Annotated in this window: 14 protein-coding genes; 11 read left to right on the plus strand and 3 right to left on the minus strand. The window is 55.3% G+C overall.

The genetic code is table 11. The features are described from left to right. Positions 1-527 precede the first annotated feature (527 nt). Positions 528-1,925 carry a sugar porter family MFS transporter gene (locus tag LC417_RS14550; protein ID WP_010248855.1) on the plus strand — a complete coding sequence of 466 codons (1,398 nt, stop codon included), beginning with the start codon at positions 528-530 and terminating at the stop codon, positions 1,923-1,925. A gap of 81 nt (positions 1,926-2,006) precedes the next feature. Here LC417_RS14550 and LC417_RS14555 read toward each other — a convergent pair whose 3' ends face one another. Further along, positions 2,007-3,239, minus strand: a complete 1,233-nt coding sequence (locus LC417_RS14555; protein WP_223566070.1) for an O-antigen ligase — start codon at positions 3,237-3,239, stop codon at positions 2,007-2,009. Between the two features lie 25 nt (positions 3,240-3,264). Further along, positions 3,265-4,413: a glycosyltransferase gene (locus LC417_RS14560; RefSeq protein ID WP_050499114.1), complete on the minus strand. Its 1,149-nt coding sequence runs from the start codon at positions 4,411-4,413 to the stop codon at positions 3,265-3,267. 141 nt (positions 4,414-4,554) lie between these two features. Here LC417_RS14560 and LC417_RS14565 point away from each other — a divergent pair, with 141 nt between their 5' ends. From LC417_RS14565 to ruvX, 6 genes are all read left to right on the plus strand, one after another. Continuing rightward, complete coding sequence (locus LC417_RS14565) at positions 4,555-5,067, plus strand: SprT family zinc-dependent metalloprotease (RefSeq protein WP_069026548.1); 513 nt, start codon at positions 4,555-4,557, stop codon at positions 5,065-5,067. Between the two features lie 76 nt (positions 5,068-5,143). Beyond that, positions 5,144-5,848, plus strand: a complete 705-nt coding sequence (gene endA, locus LC417_RS14570) for a deoxyribonuclease I (protein WP_031594098.1) — start codon at positions 5,144-5,146, stop codon at positions 5,846-5,848. Positions 5,849-5,918: 70 nt separating this feature from the next. Further along, positions 5,919-6,650: a 16S rRNA (uracil(1498)-N(3))-methyltransferase gene (gene rsmE / locus LC417_RS14575; RefSeq protein WP_010248866.1), complete on the plus strand. Its 732-nt coding sequence runs from the start codon at positions 5,919-5,921 to the stop codon at positions 6,648-6,650. Positions 6,651-6,756: 106 nt separating this feature from the next. Beyond that, the gene (gene gshB, locus LC417_RS14580; RefSeq protein WP_010248868.1) at positions 6,757-7,701 is read left to right on the plus strand and encodes a glutathione synthase; all 945 of its coding nucleotides are present in this window, start codon (positions 6,757-6,759) and stop codon (positions 7,699-7,701) included. An 87-nt stretch (positions 7,702-7,788) separates the two neighbouring features. Further along, positions 7,789-8,352 carry a YqgE/AlgH family protein gene (locus LC417_RS14585; RefSeq protein WP_010248870.1) on the plus strand — a complete coding sequence of 188 codons (564 nt, stop codon included), beginning with the start codon at positions 7,789-7,791 and terminating at the stop codon, positions 8,350-8,352. Then, positions 8,352-8,771, plus strand: coding sequence for a Holliday junction resolvase RuvX (gene ruvX / locus LC417_RS14590; protein ID WP_003853387.1), 420 nt, complete (start codon positions 8,352-8,354; stop codon positions 8,769-8,771). Before LC417_RS14585 ends, ruvX begins: the two co-directional genes overlap by 1 nt. Before the next feature lie 5 nt (positions 8,772-8,776). Here the strand turns inward: ruvX and LC417_RS14595 are convergent, their stop codons facing one another. Beyond that, complete coding sequence (locus tag LC417_RS14595) at positions 8,777-9,772, minus strand: type IV pilus twitching motility protein PilT (protein WP_223566071.1); 996 nt, start codon at positions 9,770-9,772, stop codon at positions 8,777-8,779. A gap of 14 nt (positions 9,773-9,786) precedes the next feature. Here LC417_RS14595 and LC417_RS14600 point away from each other — a divergent pair, with 14 nt between their 5' ends. The 4 genes from LC417_RS14600 to hemW are packed head-to-tail and all read left to right on the plus strand — an operon-like array spanning position 9,787 to position 12,808. After that, on the plus strand, positions 9,787-10,494 hold the full coding sequence (locus tag LC417_RS14600; protein WP_010671071.1) for a YggS family pyridoxal phosphate-dependent enzyme: 708 nt from the start codon (positions 9,787-9,789) through the stop codon (positions 10,492-10,494). A 12-nt stretch (positions 10,495-10,506) separates the two neighbouring features. Beyond that, positions 10,507-11,061, plus strand: coding sequence for a YggT family protein (locus LC417_RS14605; RefSeq protein ID WP_223566072.1), 555 nt, complete (start codon positions 10,507-10,509; stop codon positions 11,059-11,061). A 21-nt stretch (positions 11,062-11,082) separates the two neighbouring features. Then, the gene (locus tag LC417_RS14610) at positions 11,083-11,676 is read left to right on the plus strand and encodes an XTP/dITP diphosphatase (protein ID WP_223566073.1); all 594 of its coding nucleotides are present in this window, start codon (positions 11,083-11,085) and stop codon (positions 11,674-11,676) included. After that, positions 11,669-12,808, plus strand: a complete 1,140-nt coding sequence (hemW, locus tag LC417_RS14615) for a radical SAM family heme chaperone HemW (RefSeq protein WP_010248883.1) — start codon at positions 11,669-11,671, stop codon at positions 12,806-12,808. The genes LC417_RS14610 and hemW overlap by 8 nt, the downstream gene beginning before the upstream one ends. The last annotated feature ends 19 nt before the right edge of the window (positions 12,809-12,827 follow it).

Consider the following 12,827-nt stretch of genomic DNA (forward strand, 5'->3'; position numbering starts at 1 on the left):
CGGCTGCTGATAAAAACCCTGCCACTGCGGCAGGGTTTTTTATTGCCTTTTCAGCCCCATTGCTAACCGGAGCAATTTTGCTCCCGCTACCCTTCTGAACGACAGGCCAGCGCAATTTCTGGTGAGCGCGTGACGACAAAAAAACGCATCTGCCCGACATCTTCTTCTCTCTGCAGCAAATTTTCAGTTCTCAGCTACACTTCTTTTCGCTTTTTCTGACGACTAAATGTTAACGATTACAAATTGAAATGCTTTGTTTATCCGATATTTAGGAATTAACGCACGTAGTTATTCTGCTGAAAATGCGTTATTTTCAGCGTCGTCTGATAGCCAGTAAATAGAGCATTGTCAGAAACTTAATGAGTGCTATACCTCACTGGTTAATTAATCTTTCCGGGAAAAATATGCTGAATTTCAGGGTTTCAGCGTGTGTAAGCGATTACACTGATGTGATCAGGCTCACTTTTTTCCCGCAAAAGGTTTTTTAACATTGATAAAAACAATGATGGATAAACCTGGAGGCTAAAATGCCTGGCAATACACACAAAAGCAGAACTTCAAATAAGGCGATGACCTTATTTGTCTGCTTTCTGGCGGCCCTTGCGGGTCTGCTGTTCGGTCTGGATATCGGCGTTATCGCCGGTGCTCTGCCGTTTATCGCAAAGGACTTTAACGTCACCCCTCATCAGCAGGAGTGGATCGTCAGTTCCATGATGTTTGGTGCGGCGGTCGGTGCTATCGGCAGCGGCTGGATGTCATCCCGCCTGGGCCGTAAAAAAAGCCTGATGGCCGGTGCGATTCTGTTCGTTATCGGTTCACTCTGGTCGGCGATGTCGCCAAACCCGGAAATGCTGATCAGCGCCCGCGTTCTCCTGGGTCTGGCAGTCGGTATCGCCTCTTATACCGCCCCGCTTTATCTTTCTGAGATCGCTCCGGAAAAAATTCGCGGCAGTATGATTTCGCTTTATCAGCTGATGATCACCATCGGTATTCTTGGTGCTTACCTGTCCGATACGGCGTTCAGCTTTACCGGCAACTGGCGCTGGATGCTGGGCATCATCACTATTCCGGCACTGTTGCTGCTGGTCGGCGTTTTCTTCCTGCCAAACAGCCCACGCTGGCTGGCGGCGCGAGGCAACTTCCGCGATGCTCAACGCGTACTGGATCGTCTGCGTGACACCAGCGAGCAGGCAAAACGTGAGCTGGAAGAGATCCGTGAAAGCCTGAAGATCAAACAGTCTGGCTGGGGTCTGTTCACCAGCAGCAGCCACTTCCGTCGTGCGGTCTATCTCGGCATCCTGCTGCAGGTGATGCAGCAGTTTACCGGCATGAACGTCATCATGTACTACGCGCCAAAAATCTTTGAAATCGCGGGCTTCACCAACACCACCCAGCAGATGTGGGGCACGGTGATTGTGGGTCTGGTTAACGTACTGGCGACCTTTATTGCCATTGGCCTGGTGGATCGCTGGGGTCGTAAACCTACTCTGATTCTGGGCTTTATGGTGATGGCAGCCGGTATGGGCGTTCTGGGTACGATGCTGCACTTCGGCATTCACTCGCCGGGCGCGCAGTACTTTGCGGTAGGTATGCTGCTGATGTTCATCATCGGTTTTGCGATGTCAGCCGGTCCGTTGATCTGGGTACTCTGTTCCGAAATTCAGCCGCTGAAAGGCCGCGATTTCGGTATCACTGTCTCCACCACCACCAACTGGATCGCGAACATGATCGTAGGTGCGACCTTCCTGACGATGCTGAATACGCTGGGCAATGCGAACACCTTCTGGGTCTACGCACTGCTTAACCTGTTCTTCATTCTGCTGACGGTGATGCTGATCCCTGAGACCAAAAACGTCTCGCTGGAACACATCGAACGTAACCTGATGGCAGGTAAAAAACTGCGCGACATCGGTTCACGCGACTAACTTTACCCGGTAAAAAACGCGGTAAAAAAAACGGCGGGGTTTCTCTGGAAACCCCGCCGTTTTTATTTGTTCAACGCCCCACTACGCTGTGGTTACCCGCGTTACCGGCAGGGGCCGCCGTATGCAGCAGAGCGCCAGCGCCATAATGAAAATGGTCGCGGTCTGATTATAGGGCAGCACCGAATCGGTCAGTCCGGTGATAAACAGCGCCACCATCGGCAGCGCCACGCCGCGCAGATCACACTTCTTCAGCCAGCCCGCCAGCACCGTCAGATAGAGCAGCGCCAGCGACGCTGTACCCAGCCATCCCTGCAATGACGTCACTTCGAGGAACTCGTTGTGCATGTTGTATTTAACGTTGGTGAAGCCTTCGACATTGAGAGGATAGTGCGCAGTGATGAACTGACGCGCCTCAGTGGTGCGCGCATCCGGCGTCGCAAAACCGCCATGGTGCTCAATAAAGTTGACCGCCCCGCCCCAGATGGCGACACGTGCGCCCAGCGAGGTCGAACTGTTTGAACCAAAGTTCTCAATATCCTGCACCCCCTCCACCCAGCGGTTGCTGGTCATCAGAATCAGCACCGCCATTACGCCCACCAGCAAAGCGCTAATCCGCCAGTTAGTCAGCAGCGACAGCCGGTAGGTCTGCACCAGGAACAGCAGCCCCACGGCAATCAGCGCAATCAGGGTCACACGGGTGCCGCACAGGTAGAGCAAGGCAAAGGTCACTGCCAGCAAAGCGATATCGGCCACCTTCCAGTAAGCGTGCGTCTCATAGCGGCTTAGCCAGAGCCAGGCACAGTAGATAAACAGAATCATGTAGGAGGACATGGAGGCGGCTTCGGTGGTGAGCTTGATGCGGATATTCTCAGTGTAGAGATGCTCGTGGATACCAAAGCCCAGCGTAATCAGCAGGCCGATAAGGATAAGCCCTTTTCCAACGCGTAGCGTGGTCAGGGAGACCCGATCCCCATAAACAGCCAGACTGAGCAGCACAAAGGCACCCATCAACAGCCGCTTCGCGCCCAGCAGATAGTTGCCCATATTAGTGATGGCATCGCCTGAAGGCGCTGTCTCAATCCCCTTCACGTGAATCGCCCAGAACAGACGAATCAGGGCAAAGATAATCACCACAGCAAACAGGGCGATATAAAAACCGTTCTCTTTAAACTCCACCCGCCTGCGCACCAGGCCATACAGCACGGACGCGATAGAGAGATAAGAGACCAGATAGAATATTTTTTGCGGCAGGCCGGTAACAAACATATTCAGTGACAGCGCCAGGCAGAGCGCAATAACTGAAAAATTAACCATTAACGTTAATCCATTGCGACTGATTTTATTCGTCATGCTTAACCTCAGTAAGGCGGTTAAACACACTCATCAGGTGCTTCATATAATTTTCCTCATAAAAACCGGTGATGCTCGCTTTAATAGCCTGATGATCGGGGAAGTAGAAATCCCCGCTCATGGCGTTGAGAATCGCGGCCAGCGCCATGCTGTCATGGGTGGGATAGAGCTGACCATTAATACCGTTCTGAATAATTTCCGCCGGGCCGCTGATACAGTCGGATGAAACACAGTAGACGCCGCGCGACATCGCCTCCAGCAGGATCAGCGGGAAGCCTTCGAAGTTAGAGGTCATGACCAGGCAGGTGACCTGTCTGATATGGCGGATGACATACTCCCAGGCATTCTCCTGCCAGCCATGCCAGGTGATGCGATCCTGAATGCCGAGTTGCGTCACGTAGTGCTGACATTGCGTCAGATCTTCCCCGTCACCCACTATCTCCAGCGTCCAGGGCGCATCCAGCTGCTGCAGGGCATCAAACAGATCTTTAAGCTGTTTCTGCCGCTGATAATGGACGCGACCAATATAGAGAAACTTCAGCGCCTGGGGTCTGCCGATTACCGTGTCATTGCGTTTGATCGGGTTATAGATCACGTCAACGTCAGTGGCGCGTGCGCCCAGTTCCACCAGCTGCTCTTTAATCTGATTACTGATCGCAAAATGGTGATCGGCCCGCAACAGATAATGGGGACGATAACGTTCACGCGGAGGCAGGTGCATCCAGCTCGACAATACGATTTTACGTCCTGAAAGCGTGATTGCCCGGCGCGTCATCAGGCAGGGAATGGTGTTGAGGGTCAGGACATGATCGGGCTGATAACGACGAAAGAAGGCAGCCATTCTCAGCGTATGAATAAGATTTTTTATTTTCTTATTCCGCAGCGTGCAGACGCTCTCAGCCAGAACAGCATTGGCGGTCCAGGCGCGGGAGTGGCTCTCCTCTCCGCTGTTGATAATAAACAGCCCTGCTTCGGTACCGGGTTCCGCATTCAAGGCCTTAATCAACTGACCAGTCACATTTTCCATCCCACCACGACCGGCCATCAGATCCGTCACCAGCACAATCCGTTGTTTCCTGACGTTATCATTATTTTTCATTGGTTTATCCATGCCCTGTGCCGTTCGCTTTTCATCCATCCACTCTGCGGTGAATCTCATTAATAGAATATTCTAAAAAAGCCCATAACAATATTTAAACCAGAAATTTTCCCCCAGCCAGAACCACACTTGTCGCTGGCGACGTTGAGTTCCTGCGCGGCGGCGATTATTCTGAGCGCCATGAAAACGCCTCGTCTCCCCATTGCCCTGCAGCAGGCCGTAATGCGCTCGCTGCGCCAGTCGCTTGAACGTGCGAATCAGGCGCTGAAAACCCGTTATCCGGAACCGAAGCTGCTCTACCAGCAGCGTGGTACGGCGGCGGGCACCGCCTGGCTGGCGTCCTGGGAAATTCGCATCAATCCTGTGCTGCTGCTGGAAAACCAGCAGGCATTTATCGATGAAGTAGTGCCGCATGAGCTGGCGCATCTGCTGGTCTGGAAGCAATTTGGTCGCGTTGCGCCGCACGGCAAAGAGTGGAAGTGGATGATGGAGCAGGTGCTGGGCGTTCCGGCACGGCGTACTCACCAGTTTGAGATCGCATCCGTGCGCAGCAACACCTTTGCTTACCGCTGTCAGTGCCAGCAGCATCAGCTGACCGTGCGCCGCCACAATCGTATACTGCGCAAAGAGAGTGAATATCGCTGCGTGCACTGTGGCAGCCTGCTGACCGCGGGTGAATTTGTCGCGTCCTGAGAAGAATCCCCATTCCGCCCTATTCCACATTCTGTTACCCTGCCGCCCTTTTTCGTACTGAGTAGAAATCTGGAATATGTCTCGCATACTAAGTCTGGCGGTTGCGCTGCTGTTTGCGCCCGCCGCTGACGCCCTTAACCTGAATAACTATCATCAAAATAACTTTCAGCAGGCCAAAACCTTTGCGGCGGCGATCAACGCCGATGCACCGGGTTCTTTTTACTGTGGCTGTAAGATTCAGTGGCAGGGAAAAAAGGGGATTCCCGATCTCAACAGCTGTGGCTATCAGGTGCGCAAAAACGCCAATCGCGCCGCACGCATTGAGTGGGAACATGTGATGCCCGCCTGGGAGTTTGGCCATCAGCGTCAGTGCTGGCAGGATGGCGGTCGTAAAAACTGCAGCAAAGATCCCGACTACCGCCGCATCGAAACCGATCTGCACAACCTGCAGCCTGCGGTGGGTGAAGTGAATGGCGACCGTGGCAACTTCGCCTACAGTCAATGGAACGGCAGCGAGCAGCAGTACGGCCAGTGTGAGATGAAGATCGACTTTAAACTCAAACAGGCGGAGCCACCTGCGCGGGCGCGTGGTGCCATTGCCCGCACCTATTTTTATATGCGCGACCAGTATCATCTGCGTATTTCGCGCCAGCAGACGCAGCTGTTTACCGCCTGGAACAAGCTCTATCCCGTGACTATTTGGGAGTGCGAACGCGACCAGCGCATTGCAAAGGTTCAGGGCAATCACAATCCTTATGTGCAGCAGGCTTGCCAGCGCTAAAATCCCTGCCCTACACTAGCTCTTTTTCCAATGACGCCGCTGCAGCGCGGCGTCCGGTCTCAGGAACCTTATGCGTATACCTCGCATCTATCACGCCGGGCCATTAAGCATCGGCAGTGAAATTACCCTGGATGAAGATGCATCCAATCATGTGGGCCGGGTGCTCCGGATGACGGCAGGTCAGCGTCTGGAACTCTTTGATGGCACTAATCTGACTTTTGCAGCAGAGATCACGCATGTAGATAAAAAGCGTGTAAAAGTATCGGTCACAGAGAGCCAGCCGGACGATCGCGAGTCACCATTACATCTGCATTTAGGTCAGGTGATGTCGCGCGGTGAAAAAATGGAATTCACTATCCAGAAATCGATCGAACTGGGCGTGAATGTCATTACACCCTTGTTTTCCGAGCGCTGTGGCGTAAAGCTTGATGCTGAGCGTCTGGCGAAGAAGATCCAGCAGTGGCAGAAAATTGCTATTGCCGCCTGCGAGCAGTGCGGCCGTAATCGCGTGCCGGAGATTCGTGAAGCGATGACGCTGGAAGCCTGGTGTGCAGAAGCGGATAGCGGTCTGAAGCTTAATCTGCATCCGCGCGCCAGCCACAGCATCAACACGCTGCCACAGCCTGTTGAGCGGGTAAGGTTGCTGATTGGCCCTGAAGGCGGTTTGTCTGCGGACGAGATTGCGATGACGGCGCAGCACGATTTTACTGACATTCTGCTTGGCCCACGGGTATTGCGTACCGAAACTACCGCGCTGACGGCCATTACGGCACTTCAGGTGAGGTTTGGCGACCTGGGTTAAGCGATACTTTCAGCGGAAAGAGAGCAGGCATGATGTCCTGACCGATCGGCCCACTGCAGACCGAACCAGACGAGGCGGTAAATGCCGCCTCACCGAGGAGATAATAATGATTAAACTTGGCATCGTGATGGACCCTATTTCGTCCATCAATATTAAAAAAGACTCCAGCTTCGCTATGCTGCTGGAAGCACAGCGCCGTGGTTATGAAATTCACTACATGGAGATGCACGATCTCTCACTGCGCGGTGGCGTGGCCTCGGCCCGCACCCGCCTGCTGACCGTCGAGCAGAACCCTGAGAACTGGTATCAGTTCGGCAGCGAGCAGGTGATCCCGCTGGCTGACCTGAATGTGGTGCTGATGCGCAAAGATCCGCCATTCGATACCGAGTTCATCTATGCGACCTACATTCTGGAGCGCGCTGAAGAGCTGGGTACGCTGATCGTGAACAAACCGCAGAGCCTGCGTGACTGTAACGAAAAGCTCTACACCGCCTGGTTTGCCGAGTTTACGCCTGACACTCTGGTGACCCGCAGCAAAGCGCAACTGCGCGCTTTCTGGCAGGAGCATGGCGACATCATCATGAAGCCGCTGGATGGCATGGGTGGTGCGTCGATTTTCCGCGTGAAGAAAGATGATCCTAACTTTGGCGTGATTACCGAAACGCTGACCGAGCATGAGAGCCGTTTCTGCATGGCGCAGAACTACATAGCGGCGATCACCGAAGGCGACAAACGCGTGCTGGTCGTCGATGGCGAGCCGGTGCCTTACTGCCTGGCGCGTATTCCGCAGGGCGGTGAAACGCGTGGCAACCTCGCCGCCGGTGGTCGCGGTGAAGCGCGTCCGCTGAGCGAAAGCGACTGGGAAATCGCGCGCCGTGTTGGTCCGACGCTGAAAGCAAAAGGGCTGATTTTTGTCGGTCTGGACATCATCGGTGATAAACTGACTGAAGTTAACGTGACCAGCCCAACCTGCATTCGTGAAATTGAGGCTGCGTTCCCGATCTCCATCACCGGCATGTTGATGGATGCCATTGAGAAGCGCCTGGGCTGAGCATGACGCCGGGGCGAAGCTCCGTGATCAACCCAATACCGGTGCGGCCGTCGCGTGCCGGTTATTTTTTTGGTACATCGTGTGAGAATGAATTTACAACATCACTTTTTGATTGCCATGCCTTCATTGCAGGATCCTTTCTTCAAACGTTCCGTGGTTTATCTCTGCGAGCATAACGAAGAGGGTGCAATGGGACTGATCATCAATAAACCCATGGAAAACCTGACGGTTGAAGGCATTCTGAAGAAGCTCAAAATCTCTGCTGACGATCGCGATCCGGCGATCAAGCTGGATAAACCGGTGTTTACCGGCGGCCCGCTGGCGGAAGATCGTGGCTTTATCCTGCACTCCGCACAACGCACCTTTACCTCCAGTATTCGTGTTTCCGATAACACGATCATCACCACGTCCCGTGACGTGCTGGAGTCGATCGGTACGGCGTCTCAGCCCACTAACGTGCTGGTAGCGCTGGGTTACTGCGCCTGGGAAAAAGATCAGCTGGAGAATGAGCTGATGGAAAACGCCTGGCTGACCACGCCCGCTAACAGCAACATCCTGTTCCAGACGCCGATTTCAGAGCGCTGGCGCGAAGCGGCGCGCAGTATTGGCGTCGATATTCACAACATGGCCAGCGACGCCGGACACGCCTGATGTCAACTCAAACTCTGTTAGGATTCGACTTCGGCACCAAAAGTATTGGTGTCGCCGTAGGTCAGCAACTCACTGGCAGCGCCCGTCCGCTGACCGCCCTGAAAGCGCAGGATGGCATCCCGGACTGGCTGGTAATTGAAAAACTGCTGAAAGAGTGGCAGCCCGATTTCGTGGTGGTGGGATTACCGCTGAATATGGATGGCACCGAGCAGCCGCTGACCGATCGCGCACGTAAATTTGCCAACCGCCTGCACGGGCGCTTTGGCATCCGCGTGGAGCTGCAGGATGAACGACTCAGCACGGTAGAAGCGCGTGCTGGCCTGTTTGAACGCGGCGGCTATCGTGCGCTCAATAAAGGATCGGTCGACTCACAGTCTGCTGCCATCATTTTGCAGGACTGGTTCGAAAACCATTACTGACATCCTCACTCAATCAGTCCGGCAGCCTGACGCGCCAGCCTGCTCTGCTCAAACGTCTGCATACCGGCCTGTGCGCCGGTTTGTAACAGCGCAGGGATCTGGTGCATCTTGCCTTCTCTGATCAGATTGGTGATGCCCGGTGTGGCGATCAGTACCTCAAACAGTCCGATGCGCGAACCGGCAACTGATGGCACCAGCCGCTGTGCAATTACCGCTTTCAGGCTGCCCGCCAGCTGAGTACGCACCAGCTGTTTCTCCTCTGCCGGAAAGACATCAACCAGCCGATCCACCGCCTGCGCTGCGCCACGGGTGTGCAGCGTCGCCAGCACCAGATGGCCGGTCTCCGCAGCAGTCAGCGCCTGACGAATAGTGTCGCTGTCGCGCAGTTCGCCCAGCAGGATGACGTCGGGATCTTCACGCAGTGCTGCCTTTACTCCCAGCGAGAACGAACCGCAGTGCAGGCCGATTTCACGCTGCTGTATCAGCGACTGCTGGCTGTGATGGATAAATTCAATCGGATCTTCCAGCGTGATGATATGCCGCGCCTGCTGGCGGTTCAGCGCATCGACCAGCGCCGCCAGCGTGGTTGATTTACCGCTGCCGGTCGCACCCGTCACCAGAATCAGCCCATCCTGCTGCTCCAGCAGCGTCGGGACAATGGCGGGCAGTTGCAGGCTCGCAAGCGTCGGGCATGCCGTGGCGATGATGCGCAGTGCCAGTGACAGGCCGTTGCGCTGCATAAAGAGATTCGCGCGCAGACGCTGACCATCGGCCAGGCTCAGGGCGAAATCGAGCTGCCCTGCGCGCTCCAGCTCCTGACGCTGCGGGTCACTTAGCCAGCGGGCCATAAACTGCGCCATCCATGCACCAGAAAGCGGGTACTGCTGCGGAATCGCCTCCAGCCTTCCCTGCCGCCGCCAGTAGGGCAAATGTCCGCTGCAAAGGTGCAGATCGGCGGCATTATGCTTTACACTAAGCCCCACCATTTCATCCAGATTCATAATTTCTCCTGACTATGACCTCAATCCAGCAGAACCTACAGCAAGTGCGGCAGCGAATCGCTGCTGCTGCCGCGAGTTGCGGCCGCGCACCAGAAGAAATTACCCTGCTTGCAGTCAGTAAAACCAAACCTGCGAGCGCGGTCGAAGAAGCCTTTGCCGCTGGCCAGATTGCCTTTGGTGAAAATTACGTTCAGGAAGGGGTTGAAAAGGTCCAGGCACTGGCCGCACATCCTGAGCTGGAGTGGCACTTCATCGGCCCGCTGCAGTCCAATAAAAGCCGTCTGGTGGCGGAACATTTCGCCTGGTGTCACACCATTGACCGCCAGCGCATCGCGCAGCGGCTCAACGATCAGCGGCCTGCTTCGCTGCCACCGCTGAATGTGTTAATTCAGGTAAATATCAGTGACGAGAACAGCAAATCTGGCATCATGCTGGAGGCCGTTTCCGGGCTGGCGGAGCAGATCGCTGCCCTGCCGCAACTGCGGCTGCGCGGATTAATGGCGATTCCGGCAGCAGAGAGTGATTACGCGCGGCAGCTGGCGGTGTGTCAGCAGATGGCGGAAGCCTTCCGGCAGCTGCAACAGCACTATCCGCATGCAGACACGCTTTCGCTGGGAATGAGCGATGACATGGAGGCGGCAATCGCCGCAGGCAGTACGATGGTGCGTATCGGCACCGCCATTTTTGGCGCACGAGATTATGCGCACAACTCACAACAATAACAGAGGAACTTCATGTTAACACTGACGTTTTTAGTAAAAACGCTGATCGATCTCTACGTCATGGTGCTGCTGTTACGCATCTGGATGCAGTGGTCCCGCTGCGATTTTTACAATCCAGTGGCGCAGTTTGTCGTAAAAGTGACACAGCCGATTGTTAAGCCGCTGCGCCGTATACTGCCGGCACTGGGACCGATTGATACCGCCTCGCTGCTGCTGGCATTTGTGCTGACTACGCTGAAATACCCGATTTTATTGCTGATTCAGGTGGGCGTCTTCTCGGTCGACCCAACCAATCTGCTGGTCGGCCTGCTGTCGCTGGTTAAATCCGCCGGCTATCTGGTCTTCTGGGTGATTATTATTCGCTCCCTGATGAGCTGGATCAGCCAGGGCCGGGGTCCTGTCGACTATCTGCTGGTGCAGTTAACCGAGCCGATGATGGCACCTGTTCGCCGTATTCTGCCTGCGATGGGCGGTATCGACTTCTCAGCGATGATCGTCATCCTGGTGCTGTATGCCCTGAACTTTCTCGGCATGGACCTGTTACCGGGTCTCTGGTATCTGCTGTAAATGAATCAAACTGGAACTGTTATGCAAAAAGTTGTCCTCGCAACCGGCAATCCCGGCAAAGTGCGTGAGCTGGCGGAGTTACTCTCCGCCTTTGGTCTGGATATCGTCGCACAGACCGACCTTGGGGTTGAATCGGCGGAAGAGACCGGCCTGACCTTTATTGAGAACGCGATTCTCAAGGCGCGTCACGCGGCACAGATCACCGGATTACCGGCCATTGCCGATGATTCCGGCCTGGCCGTAGATGCGCTGGGCGGCGCGCCCGGCATCTACTCGGCGCGCTACGCCGGTGAAGAGGCCAGCGATCAACAGAACCTGGAGAAGCTGCTGCAGGCGCTGGAAAACGTATCGGACGGTCAGCGCCAGGCACAATTTCACTGCGTGCTGGTCTATCTGCGTCATGCGGAAGATCCGACCCCGCTGGTGTTCCATGGCAGCTGGCAGGGTGAGATCACCCGCGCCGCCGCTGGTGCCGGTGGTTTTGGTTACGACCCGATTTTCTTTGTCCCGGCACTGGGTAAAACCGCGGCCGAACTGAGTAAAGCGGAAAAAGGTGCAGTTTCTCACCGGGGTAAAGCATTGACGCTGTTGCTGGAAGCGATGCGTAATGCCTAATCTGCCGCCGTTAAGTCTCTATATCCACATTCCGTGGTGCGTACAGAAATGTCCCTACTGTGATTTTAATTCCCACGCGCTGAAAGATGAGGTGCCGCACGTTGAATACGTGCAGCACCTGCTGCGCGATCTGGAGATCGATTTACCGCTGATCAATGGCCGGGAAGTGCGCACGATCTTCATCGGTGGCGGCACGCCCAGCCTGCTGAGCAGCAGCGCGATGCAGATGCTGATGGATGGTGTGCGGGAGCGTCTGACGCTCTCGCCCGATGCGGAAGTGACCATGGAAGCCAATCCGGGCACCGTGGAAGCGGACCGGTTCAGCGCCTATCAGCGCGCCGGTATCAACCGTATTTCGATTGGCGTACAGAGTTTCAGTCCGCAAAAGCTGCAGCGCCTTGGCCGCATTCACGGCCCGGAAGAGGCGGTCCGCGCCGCTGAACTGGCCGAGTCGCTCTCGCTGCGCAGTTTTAACCTTGACCTGATGCATGGCCTGCCCGATCAGTCGCTGGAAGAGGCGCTCGATGATTTACGTCAGGCGATTGCGCTTAATCCACCGCATCTCTCCTGGTATCAGCTCACGATTGAACCCAACACCCTGTTTGGCTCACGCCCGCCGGTGCTGCCGGATGATGATGCGCTATGGGATATTTTCGAACAGGGCGATCAGCTGTTGCAGGCTGCCGGTTATCAGCAGTATGAGACCTCTGCCTACGCGAAGCCGGGTTATCGCTGTGAGCACAACCTCAACTACTGGCGCTTTGGCGACTATCTGGGGATTGGGTGTGGCGCACACGGTAAGCTGACGCAACCGGATGGCCGCATAGTCCGCACGGTGAAAACCCGTCATCCGCGTGGATTTATGCAGGGGAACTACCGCGAAAAGCAGTATGACGTTGCCGATAGCGACAAGCCGTTTGAATATTTCATGAACCGCTTTCGCCTGCTGGAAGCCGCGCCGCGTGACGAGTTCAGCCGCTATACCGGTTTATCAGAGCAGGTGATCCGTCCGCAGATGGATGCCGCGATTGCCGCTGGTTACGTGACTGAAACCGCGGAGCAGTGGCAGATTACGGAGAAAGGGAAGCTGTTCCTGAATTCGCTGCTGGAGCTGTTCTTAGCGGAAGAGTAACAAAAGCGCCTCAGCCCGA

The organism is Pantoea sp. OVA07A (assembly GCF_019969975.1).
GTDB classification, from domain to species: domain Bacteria; phylum Pseudomonadota; class Gammaproteobacteria; order Enterobacterales; family Enterobacteriaceae; genus Pantoea; species Pantoea agglomerans.